A 17670-nucleotide genomic window follows, 5' to 3' on the forward strand; every position below is an offset into this window, starting at 1 on the left:
TAATTAGTAGGCAACCTTAATTATTTCCTGAGAAATAATTAAGGTTGCCTTAAAACAAACAAAAATAAAGGAATTATTAAAGTAGATGCAGAAATAAAATTGTATGTACATATAGAGAACAAAAATATTTATATCTAAAATAAGAGAGGTATGTTATGGAAGATAAAAGAGTTATGGAGATACCTATAGAAGATATAGTTCCAAATCCATACCAACCAAGAAAAATATTTTCACAAGTTTCATTGGAGGAATTGAGCAATTCTATAAAGGTATATGGTATAATTCAACCTATAACAGTTAGAGCAAAAGATGGTAAATATGAACTAATTGCTGGAGAGAGAAGATTAAGAGCAGCTAAGTTAGCAGAGCTTAAAACTATCCCAGCAATTATAAATAATATGGACGATGAATCTTCTGCTGTTCTAGCGTTATTAGAAAATTTGCAACGAGAAGACTTAAATTTTATTGAAGAAGCAATTGGCTATGAAAACTTAATAAAAGAGCATGCTTTTACTCAACAGCAATTAGCAGAAAAATTAGGCAAAAATCAATCTACTGTAGCAAACAAGCTTAGAATATTAAAGCTTCCAAACGATATAAAAATGAAGCTAATAGAGAATAATTTAACAGAAAGACATGCTAGAGCATTCCTTAAATTACCAAGTGAAGATTTAATGAAAAGTGTACTAGAAAAGGTCATAAAGAATGAATTGACTGTTAAAAAAACAGAAAAACTGATACAAGATATACTAGAAGAAATTGAAATTCAAGAAGAGCCTGATAAAAAACAGAATATAAAGGGTGCTATGAGTATAAGAATTTACATAAATACTATAAAGCAAGCCTTTGATGCTATATCAAATACAGGAATTGATGCTAAGTATAATGAAATAGATAAGGGAGATTATATGGAAGTTGTTGTAAAAATCCCTAAAAAATAGAGATTACTGCTTACCAGTAATCTTTTTTTTTAAACAAGCCTTGTAATATAAATTGATTTATAGACATTATTTATAATTATAAAAGCAACTAGTCAATATTTAAAATTAATTTAATTCTTAAAGGGGGGAACATCATGGGCAAAGTTATAGCTATATTTAATCAAAAGGGCGGAGTCGGAAAAACTACAACAAATGTAAATTTAAGTGCCAGTTTAGGAACCTTAGGAAAAAAGATATTAGTATTAGATTTGGACCCTCAAGGAAATACAACTAGTGGATATGGTATTGATAAAAATGAAGTGGAAAATACAATCTATGAGATTATGTTAGATGGTTTGCATATTAAAGAAGCAATAATAAAAACAGAGTTTGAAAATGTAGATATAGTTCCATCAGCTACGGAACTAGCAGGTGCAGAGATAGAGCTTGCATCAATAAGTAATAGAGAGTATATTTTAAAAAATTCCATAAAAGTAGTAAAGGATGAATATGACTATATATTTTTGGATTGCCCACCTTCACTTGGGATGCTTACAATAAATTGTCTAACGGCTGTAGATAGTGTTTTAATTCCTATACAATGTGAATATTATGCCTTAGAAGGTGTAAGTCAATTAATGGAAACTATAAAATTAGTAAAATCAAGATTAAATACAGATATAGAAATTCAAGGTGTTGTTTTAAGTATGTTTGATGGAAGAGCTAATCTATCGATACAAGTTGTTGAAGAAGTTAAAAAGTACTTTAAAGGAAGTGTATATACAACTCTAATTCCAAGAAATGTAAGGCTTGCAGAAGCTCCTAGTCATGGTAAACCAGCAATTTACTATGATAAAAGATGTAGAGGGTCTGTAGCTTATTTGGAACTAGCAGAAGAATTTATAGATTTAGAAGAGGAGGAGTGGTAGTATGGAGAATAAGTCTAAAAGAAGTAATAGATTGGGTCGAGGTCTTAGTGCATTGATACCAGAAATCAAAGGAGAAACTTCAGATAAAGAAATAGTTAATATAGATATAGACAAAATATATCCAAACGAAGTTCAGCCGAGAAAGCAATTTGATGAAGAAAAAATAAAAGTATTATCTGAGTCTATAAAAAATTATGGTGTACTACAACCAATAGTAGTTAAAAGGGATGAAAATAATAAGTACATGATAATAGCTGGTGAAAGAAGATTTAGAGCATCAAAACTTGCAAATAAAAGTCAAATGCCTGCTATAATTAAAGATATAGAGATGAAAGATATAATGGAGATAGCTTTAATTGAAAACTTACAGAGGGAAGATTTAAATTCGATAGAAGAAGCACTAGCATATAAAAGTTTAATAGAGCACTATAGTGTAACTCAAGAAGAAATATCAGAAGCTGTTGGTAAAAGTAGACCTCATATAACTAACACTTTGAGACTTTTAAATCTAGGACAAGATGTTATAGACATGATAGATAGTGGTAAAATCACAGCAGGTCATGGAAAGGCTCTGTTAAGGATTGTAGATAAAAAATTACAATTACAAATCGCAAAAAAGATAGAAGAGGAAGAACTCTCTGTAAGAGAGGTTGAAAATATTGCAAAAAAAATATCTGAAAATAAAGAAGAAGATATGCCAAAAAAGTCTAAGCCTAAGGATGTATTTATTTTAGATGTAGAAGATAAACTTAGAAATATTTTTGGAACTAAAGTAAATATTTCTAAAGGTAAGAAAAAAGGTAAAATAGAGATAGAATACTATAATGACGATGATTTAAACAGTATTGTATCAATGCTTCTTGAATAACACACAAATATAAAATAGAGAGGACGATTAATATGATTTATCTAGACAATGCTGCAACTACATATCCAAAGCCAGAAAGAGTTTATGATGCTGTTTTAGATTGTATGAAAAACTATTGTGCAAATCCAGGAAGAGCAGGACATAAGCTTGCTATGAGAGCTGCTAGAGAAATTTATGACACAAGAGAAAATGTAGCTAAGTTATTTAATGTAAGTAATCCTATGAATATAGTATTTACGTCTAATGCAACAGACTCTTTGAATTTAGCAATAAAAGGTGTACTACAAAAAGGAGATCATGTAATAACAACATCTATGGAACATAATTCAGTAATAAGACCCATAAAAGCACTTGAGCAAAAAGGGGTAGAAAATACTGTAGTAAAATGTGATGATGAAGGTTTTTTAGATTATGAAGAGTTAGAAAAATCAATAAAGGATAACACTAAGCTGATTGTAACTACACATGCATCTAATGTATGTGGAACATTAATAGATATAAAAAAAGTTGGAGAAATAGCTAAGAAACATAATATATTATTCTTGGTAGATGCATCACAAACAGCAGGTGTTTATGATATAGATGTGAAGAAATGCAATATAGACATGTTGGCAATGCCAGGTCATAAATGCTTATTTGGACCTCAAGGAACAGGTATCTTATATGTAAGAGAAGGTCTAAATTTAAATATATTAAAAGAGGGTGGAACAGGTAGTAAATCAGAAGAAATGGTTCAACCAGAACTGTTCCCAGATAAATACGAGTCAGGAACTCATAATACTCCAGGTATAGCAGGACTTAACCAAGGTGTATTATTTATATTTGAAAGAGGAATCAACAATATAAGACAACATGAAGAAGAATTATGTCAATATATGCTAAATAAGTTAGAAGAAGTATCAGATATAAAGATATATGGACCAAAAGACAGTAAAAAAAGAGCCTCAGTAATAGCTATAAATATAGGGAATATGGATTCTGGAGAGGTTACTTTCTTATTAGATAGTGAATATAATATAGCAACTAGATCAGGAATACATTGTTCTCCGTTAGCTCATACTACTTTAGGTACGTTAAAACAAGGTGCGGTAAGGTTCAGTATAGGATATTTTAATACAAAAGATGAAATAGATAAAGCAATAGACGCTTTGAAGAAAATTTCAAAAAATAGATAGTTATACATTACAACATAAAAATAGTGTCAACTTTATAGAAAGCTGACACTATTTTTTGTAACTTAATATAATTTAAAAACTTACTTTAAATAATCTCCATCTTCAAGAACTATATGACCACTTTCATAGTTAGCGCCATCAACAGTAAGCTTTATTTGTTCAACATTCATGTTCTTTATGTAAGTACGTGCAACTGAATCAAGCATTAAAGTTTCTGCATCACTACCTAAGTTTGATTTTGTAAAATCAGAGTTAACATCTAATATACCAGTTTTTACGCCATCAATATCTTTTGTAGTAAATGAATTTAGTTTTGCAGATTCTGGAATTACTTTAAGCTTTTGAAGCTCAGCAAATAAAGTGTTTTCATCAATTTTTTCTAAATTAACCTTATTTTCAATTAAATCTGTTTTGTCTACATCAAAAGAGTAAATAACAGCAGACTCTGTCTTCTTTTCTTCCTTTGGAGTTGATGCAGATTTTTTATTAGGAACTTCTTTTTCATCATTATTTTCGTTATTGTTTTCTTCTTTTGGTTGCTCAACATTTGTATTATTTTTAGTTTCTTTTTTAGTTGCTTCATTTTGAGCATTGCTACATCCAACCGCCAATATAGATATAGATAATATACTTAACACTAACATTATTTTCTTATTTTTCATAAAAATTACTCCTCTCTAAGATACTATTCTTATATATAATTATAATCGTTATGACTGAATATATGAATACAAAATAGTAACAAATTTAAAAAATGATTTATTTAAATTAATTAAATACAAAATAAACTAAATTTTAGTCATTTTTATGGGAAATCATTTAATGTATAGAGAAAATATTGTAAAATAAAAGTAGTGTTTTTAAAATAAATATAAGTTATAATTATATTATAAAAAAATGTCTTCAAAAGGTGGGAATAGTATGGAAATTTTGAGCTTAGGAGAAAAGATTAAAAAATTAAGAAAAGAAAAAAATATGACATTGAAAGAGTTAGCCGGAGATAGGATAACAGCAGCACAAATAAGCCATATAGAGAGAGATAAATCTCATACTAGTTATGAACTGTTGGAATATCTAGGTGATAAGCTAGATGTAAGCGTGGAATATTTATTAGAAACAAAAGAAATGCAGTCAAAAAAGATAACAGATAATTTAATACTGCAAAGTGAAATTTATATAAAAGAGAATGAGCTAAACAAGGCTGAGGACCAAATAAAAGAAGTTTTAGATATATGTAAGAGATACGATTTAATGGAGAACTATGGCAAATGTAATTTTCTTATGGCTAATATTAACTTAAAAAAATCTAATTACAATAATGCTATAGAAAACTTTGAAAAGGCTTTATATTTCTTTATAAAAAACGATGATAGTGAAAACATACTAAAGTGCTATTTAAACATAGGAAAGATATATATGCAGGAAGACTTTTATAAAGGTGCGATAAGTCACTTTAATTTTGCAGAGGAAATTTTATCAGAGAGTAAGTTTGAGGATATTAACATATATAAGGAATTATATAGTAAGATGGCATATTGTTATATAAAATTAGATAATCCAAATATGTCATTAAAGTACATAGATAAAATAAATGAAATAGATAATAAAAATGATAGAAAAGAAGATGTCGATATTTTGGTGTTAAAAGCAAATAACATGCTTGAGATTGGAAAATATGAAGAATCAAAAGAGTATTTTAAAAAAGCACTAAAAATACTTGAAAATGAAGATAATAAAACTGGAATAGCAAATGTATACTTAACAATTTGTGATGTTTATAGAAAAATAGGTGAGACAGATAGAGTTCTTGAGTATTCTCAAAAAGTGTACAACATAAAGAAGAATGATGAAGACGAATACATGATGTCAGGTTTATTCAAGATAATAGAAGCGTACATAGATAAGGAAGATTATGATTTAGCTAGAAAATATTGTAAAATAGCTTTAGCATCATCAATAAAAAATAAAAACAAGTTTAATGAGTATAAAGCATTAAAATTCTATTCTAATATGTATAAGAATCAAAATGAAATTACTCTTGCTATTGAGTATTTAATTAAATGTATAAAAATAGTATCAGACTTAGGTAATAATAAGATATTAGCAAACTTGTACATAGACTTAGGACAATTATATTCAAGCATATCAAAAGAGAAAGAATTAGAATACTACCAAAAGGGAGTATTTATGTATAAAAATTTAGAGATAATGTAAGTATAATAAACCTATAATAGTATAGATACAATCTATAACAAGCAAGATAATATCTATGATAAAATATAAATTGTATGAATAATTTTAAGGAGATGAATCAAACAATGAGTATAAAAATAGATGCTAGAGGGCTTGCTTGTCCTAAACCAGTTATAAATACAAAAAAAGAATTAGATAATATAGAAGAAGGTATTGTAGTTACAACAGTTGACAATGAAACAGCAAAAGAAAATATATTAAAACTTGCTAAATCTTTAAATTGTGAAGCAAAGATTGTTGATGAAAAAGAAAATTTAATTTCTATAGAAATTAAAAAAGGCAATAATATTGTAGCTCAAAAAGAAGAAAGCGAACTAGAAGATACATGTGTATTTATATCTTCAGATAAGATGGGATTGGGGAATGATGAATTAGGACAAGTATTAATAAAAGGATTTATATATACTTTAACAGAATCAAAGCCATATCCTAAACATATACTTTTAGTTAATGGAGGAGTAAAATTAAGTGCTGAAAATGAAGCAACTATAGAAAATCTTAAAATACTTGAAGATGCAGGCGTAGAAATTTTATCTTGTGGAACTTGTTTAGATTACTATAATTTAAAAGAAAAATTACAAGTTGGCTCAGTTACAAATATGTACACTATAGTTGAAACATTAAAAAATGCATCAAATACTATTTCTATATAATGTATGCTTGTTTAACAATATAAAGTCATTAAGAAATATTAAACTAAAGAAAAGTAGATAGTCAGAAAGGATTAAGCAATGAATCAAATGTATATAGTATCGTTTAATTCGACACATCATGCAATAAGGTCAGAAAAGCTATTTGGTGAAAAGGGTTTAAAAGTAATGGCTCTTCCAACACCAAGAGAAATAACAGCAAGCTGTGGAATATCAATTAAATTTTCTTTTGAAGATATTGAAAAAATAAAGGCAATTTTAGTTGAAAATAATGTAGATATAAAGGGAATTTATTGTATAAGTAAATTAGAAGATGGCTCAAAGGAAGCAAAGAAGTTAGATTAGGAGGCTAATTATTTATGCCAATGGATTTAAAAATAGGGGATATTGTTGAATTGAAAAAACAACATGCATGTGGATGTAAAGAGTTTGAAATCGTAAGAACTGGAATGGATATAAAGATAAAATGTACGAAATGTTCAAGGCTAATAATGCTTGATAGAGAGACATTAGAAAAGAGAGTAAAGAAGCTAATAAAAAAATGATATAAATTTAACATTTAAAAAATGTCAAATACCGTATATTAATATCCAAATTTTTGGTATAATAGAAATTGAAGAAAACATTTTCATGGGGGTGCTTTAATTATGGCAGTTAAATATGCAAAAAGAATGGAAGGTTTACAAGGATCTGAAATACGTGAGCTTTTAAAACTTACTCAACAACCACAAATAATATCTTTTGCGGGTGGAATGCCTGCTCCAGAGTTATTTCCAGTTGAAGAAATGAAAAAAGTATCAGTTGCAGTGCTTGAAGAAAATGGAAGATCAGCTATGCAATATACTACAACAGAAGGATATGAACCATTAAGAGAAAAAATAGCAGCTAGAATGAATGACAAAAACCAAACTAATGTAAATAAAGATGATATATTAGTTACAAGTGGTTCTCAACAAGGTCTAGATTTTGCAGGAAAAGTATTTATTGATGAAGGTGATGTAATTTTATGTGAAAGCCCATCTTACATAGGAGCTATAAACGCATTTAAATCTTACCAACCTAAATTCATAGATGTTCCAACAGATTCTAATGGAATGATAATGGAAGAACTAGAAAAAATACTAGAAACAACTGATAGAATAAAAATGATTTATGTAATACCTGATTTCCAAAATCCAACAGGAAGAACTTGGCCACTTGAAAGACGTAAAAAATTCATGGAAATAGTAAATAAATATGAAATACCAGTAATAGAAGATAATCCATATGGAGATTTAAGATTTGAAGGAGAAACTTTACCATCTTTAAAATCAATGGATACAAAAGGATTAGTAATATTCTTAGGAACTTTCTCTAAAATATTCTGCCCAGGATACAGATTAGGATGGACTTGTGCTTCTGCAGAAATACTATCTAAATTTAACTTTGCAAAACAAGGTGCAGACTTACAAGCATCAACTATATCTCAAATGGAAGTAAGCAAATTTATGGATATGTATGACTTAGATGAACACGTTGATAAAATAAAAGCTGTTTATATCAAACGTAGAGATGTAATGCTTAAGACTATGGAAGAAGAATTCCCAGAAGGATTAGTATTTACTCATCCAGAAGGTGGATTATTTACATGGGTAGAGCTTCCAAGTAATTTAAATGCTAAAGAATTAATGCCAAAATGCTTAGAAAAGAATGTTGCTTATGTTGCTGGAGGAGGATTCTTCCCTAATGGTGGTAGAGAAAATACTTTCAGACTTAACTACTCAAATATGCCAGAAGAAAAAATAATAGAAGGTATCAAAAATATAGCATCAGTTTTAAAAGAAGCTATGGGTGTTGAAGCTTAATTAAAAATAATAACTTATAGATATATTATGAGGGATGGCGATTGCCATCCCTTATTAATTTAAAAAATATATTTCACCTTATATTAAATATTAAAATTTGTCCAAAATTTAAATTGACATAAACAAGAAAAAATGATAAAATGTGTAGGTATGAGATTTTAGTCTCATTTCTCTGCTCTAAGAGTGTAGAGCCGTTAAGTCCAAAGGGAGGTGAATTATAGTGAAAAATTATGAATTAGTTTATGTAGTAAAGCCAAACTCTGATGAAGAAACAAGAGAAGCTGTACTAAACAAAGTTAAGGAAGTTGTTGCAACTGAAGGAGAAATAGTTAAAGTTGATACTTGGGGAACTAAAAAATTAGCTTATCCAATAGCTAAGTTTACAGAAGGTTTCTATGTGTTAGTTAACTTCAAATCAGCAGTAGACGTTCCTAAAGAAATAGACAGAAACTTAAAGATAAATGAAAACGTAATAAGACATATGATAGTTGTTGCTTAATAACTAGTTTTATTATAAAAAATAGGTGGTGTTTTTATGAATCAAGTTGTATTAGTGGGAAGGTTAACTAAAGACCCTGAATTAAGATACATCCCAGGTACAGGAACACCAGTGGCATCATTTACAATAGCCATTGATAGAGACTATGTAAAAAAAGATGGATCTAAAGAAACTGATTTTATACCTGTTGAAGTAATGGGTAAATCCGCTGAATTTTGTGCCAACTACATAACTAAAGGTAGATTAGTTGCACTTCAAGGATCGATAAGAGTAGACAATTATCAGACACAATCAGGTGAAAAAAGAACTTTTACAAAAGTAAGTACTAGATCAGTACAAGCTTTAGATAGCAAGAATAAATCGGAAAATTCATATAAAGAGAGTGCTCCAGCTTTTGAGCCAAGCTTTGAACCTCAAGGGTTAGACCCACAAGGTTTCCAAGCTATAGATGATGACGATATACCATTTTAAAAAGGAGGGAAAAAAGTCATGATGAATAAAAAAAGACGTAAGAAAAAAAGAGTTTGTCAATTTTGTGCTGACAAAAACGCTAAAATAGATTACAAAAGTACTCAAAGATTACAAAAGTATATAACTGAAAGAGGAAAGATATTACCAAGAAGAATATCTGGAACTTGTGCTAAGCATCAAAGAGAATTAACAGTTGCTATAAAAAGATCAAGAAATATAGCACTTTTACCATATACATTAGATTAAAAAATGAGCCTTGTGCTCATTTTTTATTATAGATATTTATATAAGTAAATGAGACGAGCTATAACGCTCGTTTTTTTGTTTATATACTTAAATATATTATTATTTATGATATAATATTATATATTAAGGAGGGTTGCAAACGTGAAAATAGATAAAGGTTCTGAGATAACAAGAAACATAAAGATAATAGAGTGGATGAAAACAGAAATATTAATGAGTGTAAGTGATTTGTTTAACTTATTATTTAAAGGGGTAAAACCTTTAGATGAGGCAATTCAAGATACTCTAGCAAATATAATAATGATAACATATCTCTTAGCAAAGAGATTAGGAATTAGTTTTAGAGATGTGGATTATAAAGTCAAGGAAAAAATAAAAATTGGTATAGAGGAAGACCATAGTGTTGAAAGATGGTATGGAGATTTATCTAACTTAAAAAAACATATGGATAATAGGGAGTGATATTAAATTGAATAATAAAATTAGACTATCTAAAGCCATGTCTATAATAGTTTTAGCTATAATAATTGCTTTAGTAATAGCCTATATTCCAATGCTAGGAATGTTTAGTATATTAGCTGCTGTCCCATATGTAATTATAGGTGCCATTACTGATAAAAAGTATTCTTTTTTATCTATTTTGATTACATTTTGTGTGCTAATTTTATTTGCAGACATTTCGTATGCATTAAATATATGTATAATGTATTCTTTGCCAGGTATAGCAATAGGAAAGATGCTAAAGAGAAGTTTTGAGCAAGAAGATAGCAATAAATTTGAACCAATATATGGAGGAACAATAATATTTGTGCTTGCAATGGTTGTGTATTTCTTTGTATTGAAGACATTTTTAAATGTAAATTTATTAGATGAAGTTGCTAAAATGATAACGGAAATCGTAAATATTCAAAAAAATAGTTTTTCTGCAACTGAGCTTAAAGTATTTGATAAAATGAAGCCAGATGAAATTGTAAGTTATTTTACAAATATGCTACCGATGATGTTATTCCTACAAGGTTTATTATCAGCATTTGTAACATATTATTTAAGTGTATTCTTTATTAAAAGAATTACAAATTTGAATATAAGATTTCCTAAATTTGCTGACTTTTATTTACCAGGAAATGCTATAGTCACAACTTTTTTACTTTATTTATTAGTCTTATTGATTGAAATTATTGGTTCAAAATTATATACAGAATTAATAATGACTAATTTACAGCTAGTTTTTAACTTAATGTTTGTAATTCAAGGAATAGCAGTTTGTATTTATTATTTAAAGAAATGGATAAGACAAGGACCAAATAAAATTATGTTTCTTTCAGGGATAATTTTATGTTTATTTGGATTTATGGGAATATCTTTTGTTGGTATGGTAGATAGTATAATTGACTTTAGAAAGGTGAGAAGTTATAAATCCACTTAGGAGGATAGAAATGAGTAATAAACAAACCTTTAAATTAAATATGCCAGAAATAAATTTATATATAATTATTATTGGTATTTCTAGTATAATTTTGCTTTATTACAACTTGTATGTAGGGTGTTTATTTTTCTGTATTTTTGCATATATGGTTTTTCACAATTGGAGAACAACTAATATTAGACGTCATGAATGGACAGAGTATATTCAAAATTTATCTTTAGATATAGATGAAACAACTAAGAAAGCTATAATAAATCTTCCAATACCACTATGTATTCTAGAATTTGATGGAAATATATCATGGTATAATGGAAAGTTTTATGATATGATTGGTCAAAAAGATTTACTTGATAAAAATATAGAAGATATAGTTAAAAATCTTAATTTAAGAAAAGTATTAAATGAAAATAAAGAGATGTACACTGAAATAAACTATAAGGAAAGAGAATATACAATAGTTTATAATGTTATAAAAAATGATCAAGAAAAGAATCCTAAATATTTAATGATATTATACTGGATAGATAAGACAGAATATTTACAAGTAAAACAAGATTATGATGATGAAAAAGATGCAATGATGTTAATACAAGTAGATGGATATGATGAAGTATTAAAAAGTGCAGCAGAAGATAAGAGAGCTTTAATTAATGTTGAAGTAGAAAAAATACTTTCTGCTTTAGAATTAAATTCAAATGGTGCTTTGAGAAGGACTTCAAAAGATAAATTCTTCTTGGTAATGCATAAAAAAGAGTTAAAAAAATTAGAAGCTGAGAAGTTTTCTATTTTAGATACAATAAGACATATTGATTATGGAAATAATCTTCCTGTTACAATAAGTATAGGAATTGGTATAGATGGAGATACATTAAATGAGAACCTAAAACTTGCTACAGGTGCTCTTGATTTAGCACTTGGTAGAGGAGGAGACCAAGCTGTTGTAAAGACAAAAGATAAGTTTGTATTTTATGGTGGAAAATCTAAAGCTGTAGAAAAGAAAACAAAAGTAAAATCTAGACTTATAGGTCATGCTCTGAGAGAGGTTATACAAGAAAGCGATCATGTTTATATAATGGGTCATAAATATCCTGACATGGACGCTATGGGAGCTGCAGTTGGGGTTTATGATATATGTAAATCTTGCAATAAGACAGCAAATATAGTTTTACAATCTGTAAATGAATCTATAGAGATATTTATAAACAAAATAAATGAAAGTAATTATTATAAGAAGTTGTTTATTGGAAAAGAGGAGGCTATTGATAACTGTACTAAAAATACACTAGTTGTTGTAGTTGACACTCATAGACCTAATTATACTGAATGTGAAGAACTCTTAAAGTTATCAGAGAAGGTAGTAGTAATAGACCATCATAGAAGAGGTGTAGAGTTTATAAATGATGCAGTGCTTTTATTCCATGAAATATATGTATCTTCAACCTGTGAAATGGTTACAGAATTAGTTCAATATATGGATGAAGAGGTAACAATCAATAAACTTACAGCTGAAGGTCTTTTAGCAGGAATAAGCTTAGATACTAAAAACTTTGCATTTAAAACAGGTGTTAGGACATTTGAAGCTGCTTCTTACCTTAGAAAAGTTGGAGCAGATACAATAGAAGTCAAGAAGTTTTTTAATTCTGACGTAAAAGATTTTATAATAAAGGCTGAAATAATTCAAAGTACGAAGATAATTAATAATAGAATATGCCTAGCATATTCAAGTACAGAAATAGATAGTATAAACGTTATAATAGCTCAAACTGCTGATGAGCTGTTAAATATAAAAGAAGTAGAAGCCTCCTTTGTATTAGGAGAAAAAGATGATACTATATTTATAAGTGCAAGGTCTTTGGGGCAAATAAATGTACATGTACTTATGGAGAAATTAGGAGGCGGGGGACATATAGATATAGCTGGTGCACAGTTAAAAAATGTTTCTCTAAAAGAAGCTTACAAGATAGTAAATAAAATAATAGAGGAGTATTTAGAGGAGGAAGAATAGATGAAAGTTATATTATTAAAAGACGTAAAAGGAACTGGTAAAAAAGGGGAAATGAAAGAAGTAAGTGATGGATATGCAAGAAATTTCTTATTTCCTAAAAAAATGGCTGTGCAAGCAGATAGTGTAGCAATCAAAGAATTAAATGAAAAGAATAAATCTAAAGAAATAAAAGCTCAAAAAGAATATGAAGAAGCTGTTTTATTAGGAAAACAAATGGAAGAAATTAATATAGAAATATATTCAAAATCAGGTGAAGGTGGAAGATTATTTGGTTCAATAACAGCCAAAGATATAGCTGAGCAATTAAAGAAACAAAAAGATATAGATGTAGACAAAAGAAAAATTTTATTAGACGAACCAATAAGAACTTTAGGTTCAACATTTGTAGAAATAAAAATACATCAAAAAGTAACTACTAAAATAAGAGTAGATGTAAAAGAAAAACAGTAATAACTAGAGGTGATAAAGATGGAAGACATGACGAGAATTCCTCCTCATAGTGTAGAATCAGAGCAATCAATATTAGGTTCTATACTGCTAGATAAAGATGCTATAATAACAGTTACAGAAACCATAAGGCCTGATGACTTCTATAAAGAAGCTCACAAAATAATATATGAATGTATGATAACTTTAAGCAATAAAGGTGAGCCTATAGACTTAATCACATTGACAGAAGAGCTAAGAAAACAAGGGCATCTTAATGATATTGGAGGAATCAGTTATATTACAAGTCTTTCTACAATAGTGCCAACAACTTCAAATGTAAAATACTATGCTGACATAGTAAAAGAAAAGTCTGTACTTAGAAAGCTTATAAAAGCATCTAATGAAATAATAAATCTAGGATATAGTGGAGCAACAAAAATTGAAGATGTTTTGGAACAAGCTGAAAAGAGGATATTTGATATATCACAGGAAAAAACTAGTGACGATTTTAAATCTATAAACTTAGTTTTGATGGATGCCTATGATATGATAGAAAAATTATATACCAATAAAAGCGATGTAACTGGTATAACTACTGGTTTTAAAGATTTAAATAAAAAAATAAATGGTCTTCAAAGAACAGATTTAATATTAGTTGCCGCAAGACCTGCAATGGGTAAAACTGCTTTTTCTTTAAATTTAGTACAAAATGCAGCTTTAAAAGGAGATGCTTCTGTAGCTGTATTTAGTTTAGAGATGTCCAAAGAACAGTTAGTACAACGTATGTTATCTTCGCAATCTAGTGTAGAATTAAAAAAGATAAAGACTGGAACACTTAATGATAATGATTGGCCTAGGATTATAGATGCAATGGCAGTACTGTCAGATGCAAAAATACACATCGATGATACTCCTGGTATAAAAATATCAGAATTAAGGTCAAAGTGCAGAAAGTTAAAGATAGAAAAAGGTCTAGATTTAGTACTTATAGATTACCTTCAACTTATGGAAGGTGAAGGTAATAATGAAAGTAGACAACAAGAAATATCTAAAATATCAAGGTCATTAAAAGTATTAGCAAAAGAATTAAATTGTCCTGTAGTAGCATTATCTCAGTTATCACGTGCACCAGAGCAAAGAGCAGACCATAGACCTATGTTATCTGATTTAAGAGAATCTGGAGCAATTGAGCAGGATGCAGATATAGTTATGTTCTTGTATAGAGATGAATACTATCATGCTGATTCTGAGAGTAAAAATATAGGAGAAATAATAATAGCAAAAAATAGACATGGCGAAACTGGTTCTGTGGAACTAGTTTGGCTTGGTGAAGTTCAAAGATTTGGGGATAAGTTGAGAGACCTATAATTTAACTAATATCCACAGAACATCCTTTCTTTCTACAGGAAAAATGTGGATACATGTCACTAAATATGTCTAAACCTTGAAATTTAGCTAAAAACTTATCCACACTATCCACAGATAGCCTGTTGATAAGTGTGAATAAGTAGATAAAGCAAGCTTTTGGCTTGCTTTATCTGTGTATAAATGTTAATTATTAGGAGGAACAATATGGAAAAAATAAGCTTAAAATATATATATCCCAATATAATTAAAGTACTTGATGAAATAAACTTGTTTAGGATAGTTGATAGTAATTTAAAAGAATCAATTGTTGTTTATGCTAGTATTGTGGACAATCAATATTATATAAACATGACTAATACAAACTTTGGAAATATAATTAACATATGTAAATTAGAAAAACTTTTAGACGTGGATAAGTTTATAGAAAAAGTTATAAAAAATAGCACAGAAATTAAAGAAATAAATGACTTTTCAAAAATAGAAGAGTATCTGTTAAATATTGGAGAACGCTAAAAAAGTTGAAAAAAATACGAATATTTGATAGAATAAATAAGTAAAGCGTTCGAGAGTATATAAAATATAGAGGTGAATTACATGAAAACAGTTGCAATTGTTGGTTCTCAATGGGGAGATGAAGGTAAAGGTAAAGTTATCGATTATCTTGCTACTCAAGCAGATGTAGTAGTGAGAGGACAAGGTGGAAATAATGCAGGGCATACATTAGTTGTTGAAGGTAAAAAATATGCATTACACTTAATACCATCTGGAGTTTTAAATCCAAAGACAGTGAACATAATCGGAAATGGAATAGTATTTGACCCTAAAGGATTCTTAGAAGAATTAGAAATGTTTAAAGCGGATAATATAAATACAGAAAACATAAAAATTAGCGATAGAGCTCATGTTATATTCCCATACCATAAAGAGCTAGATGCATTATCAGAAGAAGCTAGAGGCGATTTAAAGATAGGTACGACAAAAAAAGGTATTGGGCCTTGCTACATGGATAAAACAGAGAGATCTGGAATCAGAATATGTGATTTAATGGATAAAGATAAATTTGCTATAAAATTAAAGGCTCAGATAGAAGCTAAAAACAAATTAGTTAGAAACATATACGGAAAAGAAGAATTATTTGATTTTGAAGCTATATATAATGAATATATTGGGTACGCAGAACAAATAAAGAAATATGTAGCAGATACATCAGTTATTGTATATGATGCGGTAAAAGCAGGTAAAAAAGTTTTATTTGAAGGAGCACAAGGTACTTTATTAGACTTAGACTTAGGAACTTATCCATTTGTTACATCTTCTCATCCAATATCTGGAGGATTTGCTATTGGTGCAGGTATAGGACCAAATATGATAAAGGATGTTGTTGGTATAGTAAAAGCTTACACTACAAGAGTTGGAGAAGGTCCATTTGTTACAGAACAAATAAATGAGACTGGTGATAAGATAAGAGAACAAGGGCATGAATTTGGAGTAACTACTGGTAGACCAAGAAGATGTGGGTGGTTTGATGCTGTTATAGTAAAATATGCAGCTAGAGTTAATGGATTAACTAGTATTTCATTTATGCTATTAGATGTGTTAACTGGATTTGACAAAATTAAAGTTTGTACATCTTATAAAATGGGCGATAAAATAATAACAGATTTCCCAGCTTCATTAGATGATTTAGCAAAATGTGAACCTATATATGAAGAGTTAGATGGATGGAACGAAGATATAACTCAAGTAGACAATTTTGATGACCTTCCAGAAAATGCAAAGAAATATATTGCTAAAATAGAAGAGTTGATTGGAGTAAGTGTAGATATGGTTTCTGTTGGGCCTAATAGAGCTCAAACTATAATAAGAAAAAATATATTTGCTTAGTATTTTAAGTAAGTGATTTAAATTATAAATGATTAAAAAAGAGTATCTCAAGATAATGTTTATAATTATTAGAGATGCTCTTTTACATTGAGCTAAAATTATTTATGTATATTTTAAATAAAATTAAGGTCGAATTTATACCCTAAATTAGATGTCTTATTTAGAGAATTTTGTTGAAAATCAATGATTCAGTATTATTTTAATTATATGCTAAAAAAAATAAAAAAACTGTTGACTAAAAGTTATACAGCAGTTATAATATAACTTGTGAGTGAAAGAAACGACGAAAAAAGTCGAAAAAAATGTGGTCTATTAGCTCAGTCGGTAGAGCACCTGACTTTTAATCAGGGTGTCCCGCGTTCGAGTCGCGGATAGATCACCAAATCATGGCTCGTTGGTCAAGAGGTTAAGACACCGCCCTTTCACGGCGGTAACAGGGGTTCAATTCCCCTACGAGTCACCAATATGGGACTATAGCTCAGCTGGGAGAGCACCTGCCTTACAAGCAGGGGGTCACAGGTTCGAGCCCTGTTAGTCCCACCAGTTTTTAGATGAAAAATACTATAGATGCTGGTGTGGCTCAACGGTAGAGCAGCTGACTTGTAATCAGCAGGTTGTAGGTTCGATTCCTATCACCAGCTCCACAAAATACATAAATGTAAATTAACATAATTTTCTATGCTACAGGATACTTTTAGGTATC

General features: G+C 28.9%; 20 protein-coding genes and 4 tRNA genes. 23 read left to right on the forward strand and 1 reads right to left on the reverse strand.

Features of this window, described 5'->3' with window-relative positions; all coding sequences use genetic code 11:
- Window positions 1–155 precede the first annotated feature (155 nt).
- The 4 genes from noc (at window position 156) to KGF46_RS17320 (ending at window position 3892) form a co-directional block, all read left to right on the forward strand.
- A complete protein-coding gene (noc, locus tag KGF46_RS17305; RefSeq protein ID WP_227839150.1) occupies window positions 156–941 on the forward strand; it encodes a nucleoid occlusion protein in 786 nt (261 codons plus the stop codon).
- Between the two features lie 134 nt (window positions 942–1075).
- On the forward strand, window positions 1076–1849 hold the full coding sequence (locus KGF46_RS17310) for a ParA family protein (protein ID WP_227828569.1): 774 nt from the start codon (window positions 1076–1078) through the stop codon (window positions 1847–1849).
- Between the two features lies 1 nt (window position 1850).
- Window positions 1851–2717, forward strand: a complete 867-nt coding sequence (locus tag KGF46_RS17315; RefSeq protein ID WP_227828570.1) for a ParB/RepB/Spo0J family partition protein — start codon at window positions 1851–1853, stop codon at window positions 2715–2717.
- A 32-nt stretch (window positions 2718–2749) separates the two neighbouring features.
- A complete protein-coding gene (locus tag KGF46_RS17320; RefSeq protein ID WP_227854807.1) occupies window positions 2750–3892 on the forward strand; it encodes an aminotransferase class V-fold PLP-dependent enzyme in 1143 nt (380 codons plus the stop codon).
- An 80-nt stretch (window positions 3893–3972) separates the two neighbouring features.
- Here the strand turns inward: KGF46_RS17320 and KGF46_RS17325 are convergent, their stop codons facing one another.
- A complete protein-coding gene (locus KGF46_RS17325) occupies window positions 3973–4554 on the reverse strand; it encodes a GerMN domain-containing protein (RefSeq protein WP_227828572.1) in 582 nt (193 codons plus the stop codon).
- A 259-nt stretch (window positions 4555–4813) separates the two neighbouring features.
- Here KGF46_RS17325 and rstA point away from each other — a divergent pair, with 259 nt between their 5' ends.
- The 19 genes from rstA (at window position 4814) to KGF46_RS17420 (ending at window position 17611) form a co-directional block, all read left to right on the forward strand.
- Window positions 4814–6106 carry a toxin production/motility transcriptional repressor RstA gene (rstA, locus tag KGF46_RS17330; RefSeq protein WP_227862198.1) on the forward strand — a complete coding sequence of 431 codons (1293 nt, stop codon included), beginning with the start codon at window positions 4814–4816 and terminating at the stop codon, window positions 6104–6106.
- Between the two features lie 104 nt (window positions 6107–6210).
- Window positions 6211–6798: a sulfurtransferase-like selenium metabolism protein YedF gene (gene yedF, locus KGF46_RS17335; protein ID WP_227828680.1), complete on the forward strand. Its 588-nt coding sequence runs from the start codon at window positions 6211–6213 to the stop codon at window positions 6796–6798.
- 78 nt (window positions 6799–6876) lie between these two features.
- Entirely contained in the window at window positions 6877–7140 is a 264-nt protein-coding gene (locus KGF46_RS17340; RefSeq protein WP_227828574.1) for a DUF3343 domain-containing protein, read from the forward strand.
- A gap of 14 nt (window positions 7141–7154) precedes the next feature.
- Window positions 7155–7340, forward strand: coding sequence for a DUF951 domain-containing protein (locus KGF46_RS17345; protein ID WP_054275506.1), 186 nt, complete (start codon window positions 7155–7157; stop codon window positions 7338–7340).
- Between the two features lie 102 nt (window positions 7341–7442).
- Window positions 7443–8639, forward strand: coding sequence for a PLP-dependent aminotransferase family protein (locus tag KGF46_RS17350; RefSeq protein ID WP_227828575.1), 1197 nt, complete (start codon window positions 7443–7445; stop codon window positions 8637–8639).
- Window positions 8640–8859: 220 nt separating this feature from the next.
- Window positions 8860–9138 (forward strand): 30S ribosomal protein S6, encoded by a 279-nt coding sequence (gene rpsF / locus KGF46_RS17355; RefSeq protein ID WP_227842992.1) that lies wholly within the window; start codon window positions 8860–8862, stop codon window positions 9136–9138.
- 36 nt (window positions 9139–9174) lie between these two features.
- Window positions 9175–9609 (forward strand): single-stranded DNA-binding protein, encoded by a 435-nt coding sequence (locus tag KGF46_RS17360; RefSeq protein WP_227436543.1) that lies wholly within the window; start codon window positions 9175–9177, stop codon window positions 9607–9609.
- A gap of 18 nt (window positions 9610–9627) precedes the next feature.
- On the forward strand, window positions 9628–9855 hold the full coding sequence (gene rpsR, locus KGF46_RS17365; RefSeq protein WP_021386573.1) for a 30S ribosomal protein S18: 228 nt from the start codon (window positions 9628–9630) through the stop codon (window positions 9853–9855).
- Window positions 9856–9996: 141 nt separating this feature from the next.
- A complete protein-coding gene (locus KGF46_RS17370) occupies window positions 9997–10317 on the forward strand; it encodes a MazG-like family protein (RefSeq protein ID WP_227436541.1) in 321 nt (106 codons plus the stop codon).
- Between the two features lie 7 nt (window positions 10318–10324).
- Window positions 10325–11281, forward strand: coding sequence for a YybS family protein (locus tag KGF46_RS17375; protein ID WP_227862199.1), 957 nt, complete (start codon window positions 10325–10327; stop codon window positions 11279–11281).
- Between the two features lie 10 nt (window positions 11282–11291).
- Window positions 11292–13286 carry a DHH family phosphoesterase gene (locus tag KGF46_RS17380; RefSeq protein WP_227828577.1) on the forward strand — a complete coding sequence of 665 codons (1995 nt, stop codon included), beginning with the start codon at window positions 11292–11294 and terminating at the stop codon, window positions 13284–13286.
- Window positions 13287–13736, forward strand: coding sequence for a 50S ribosomal protein L9 (gene rplI / locus KGF46_RS17385; protein WP_227828578.1), 450 nt, complete (start codon window positions 13287–13289; stop codon window positions 13734–13736).
- A gap of 18 nt (window positions 13737–13754) precedes the next feature.
- Window positions 13755–15083 carry a replicative DNA helicase gene (gene dnaB, locus KGF46_RS17390; protein ID WP_227483326.1) on the forward strand — a complete coding sequence of 443 codons (1329 nt, stop codon included), beginning with the start codon at window positions 13755–13757 and terminating at the stop codon, window positions 15081–15083.
- A 204-nt stretch (window positions 15084–15287) separates the two neighbouring features.
- Window positions 15288–15596 carry a hypothetical protein gene (locus KGF46_RS17395; protein WP_227828579.1) on the forward strand — a complete coding sequence of 103 codons (309 nt, stop codon included), beginning with the start codon at window positions 15288–15290 and terminating at the stop codon, window positions 15594–15596.
- Window positions 15597–15677: 81 nt separating this feature from the next.
- Entirely contained in the window at window positions 15678–16967 is a 1290-nt protein-coding gene (locus KGF46_RS17400; protein ID WP_227828580.1) for an adenylosuccinate synthase, read from the forward strand.
- 306 nt (window positions 16968–17273) lie between these two features.
- A tRNA-Lys gene (locus KGF46_RS17405) sits at window positions 17274–17349 on the forward strand.
- 6 nt (window positions 17350–17355) lie between these two features.
- Window positions 17356–17430: transfer RNA gene (locus KGF46_RS17410), tRNA-Glu, on the forward strand.
- A gap of 4 nt (window positions 17431–17434) precedes the next feature.
- A tRNA-Val gene (locus tag KGF46_RS17415) sits at window positions 17435–17510 on the forward strand.
- 26 nt (window positions 17511–17536) lie between these two features.
- Window positions 17537–17611 (forward strand) — tRNA-Thr (locus tag KGF46_RS17420).
- The last annotated feature ends 59 nt before the right edge of the window (window positions 17612–17670 follow it).

The organism is Clostridioides sp. ZZV14-6153, assembly GCF_020657855.1.
Classification (GTDB): domain Bacteria; phylum Bacillota; class Clostridia; order Peptostreptococcales; family Peptostreptococcaceae; genus Clostridioides.

Bases quoted from the DNA above. Each gene is read 5' to 3' on its own strand.
- noc (WP_227839150.1), top strand. From the start codon at position 156: ATGGAAGATAAAAGAGTTATGGAGATACCTATAGAAGATATAGTTCCA.
- KGF46_RS17310 (WP_227828569.1), top strand. From the start codon at position 1,076: ATGGGCAAAGTTATAGCTATATTTAATCAAAAGGGCGGAGTCGGAAAA.
- KGF46_RS17315 (WP_227828570.1), top strand. From the start codon at position 1,851: ATGGAGAATAAGTCTAAAAGAAGTAATAGATTGGGTCGAGGTCTTAGT.
- KGF46_RS17320 (WP_227854807.1), top strand. From the start codon at position 2,750: ATGATTTATCTAGACAATGCTGCAACTACATATCCAAAGCCAGAAAGA.
- KGF46_RS17325 (WP_227828572.1), bottom strand. From the start codon at position 4,554: ATGAAAAATAAGAAAATAATGTTAGTGTTAAGTATATTATCTATATCT.
- rstA (WP_227862198.1), top strand. From the start codon at position 4,814: ATGGAAATTTTGAGCTTAGGAGAAAAGATTAAAAAATTAAGAAAAGAA.
- yedF (WP_227828680.1), top strand. From the start codon at position 6,211: ATGAGTATAAAAATAGATGCTAGAGGGCTTGCTTGTCCTAAACCAGTT.
- KGF46_RS17340 (WP_227828574.1), top strand. From the start codon at position 6,877: ATGAATCAAATGTATATAGTATCGTTTAATTCGACACATCATGCAATA.
- KGF46_RS17345 (WP_054275506.1), top strand. From the start codon at position 7,155: ATGCCAATGGATTTAAAAATAGGGGATATTGTTGAATTGAAAAAACAA.
- KGF46_RS17350 (WP_227828575.1), top strand. From the start codon at position 7,443: ATGGCAGTTAAATATGCAAAAAGAATGGAAGGTTTACAAGGATCTGAA.
- KGF46_RS17360 (WP_227436543.1), top strand. From the start codon at position 9,175: ATGAATCAAGTTGTATTAGTGGGAAGGTTAACTAAAGACCCTGAATTA.
- rpsR (WP_021386573.1), top strand. From the start codon at position 9,628: ATGATGAATAAAAAAAGACGTAAGAAAAAAAGAGTTTGTCAATTTTGT.
- KGF46_RS17380 (WP_227828577.1), top strand. From the start codon at position 11,292: ATGAGTAATAAACAAACCTTTAAATTAAATATGCCAGAAATAAATTTA.
- rplI (WP_227828578.1), top strand. From the start codon at position 13,287: ATGAAAGTTATATTATTAAAAGACGTAAAAGGAACTGGTAAAAAAGGG.
- dnaB (WP_227483326.1), top strand. From the start codon at position 13,755: ATGGAAGACATGACGAGAATTCCTCCTCATAGTGTAGAATCAGAGCAA.
- KGF46_RS17395 (WP_227828579.1), top strand. From the start codon at position 15,288: ATGGAAAAAATAAGCTTAAAATATATATATCCCAATATAATTAAAGTA.
- KGF46_RS17400 (WP_227828580.1), top strand. From the start codon at position 15,678: ATGAAAACAGTTGCAATTGTTGGTTCTCAATGGGGAGATGAAGGTAAA.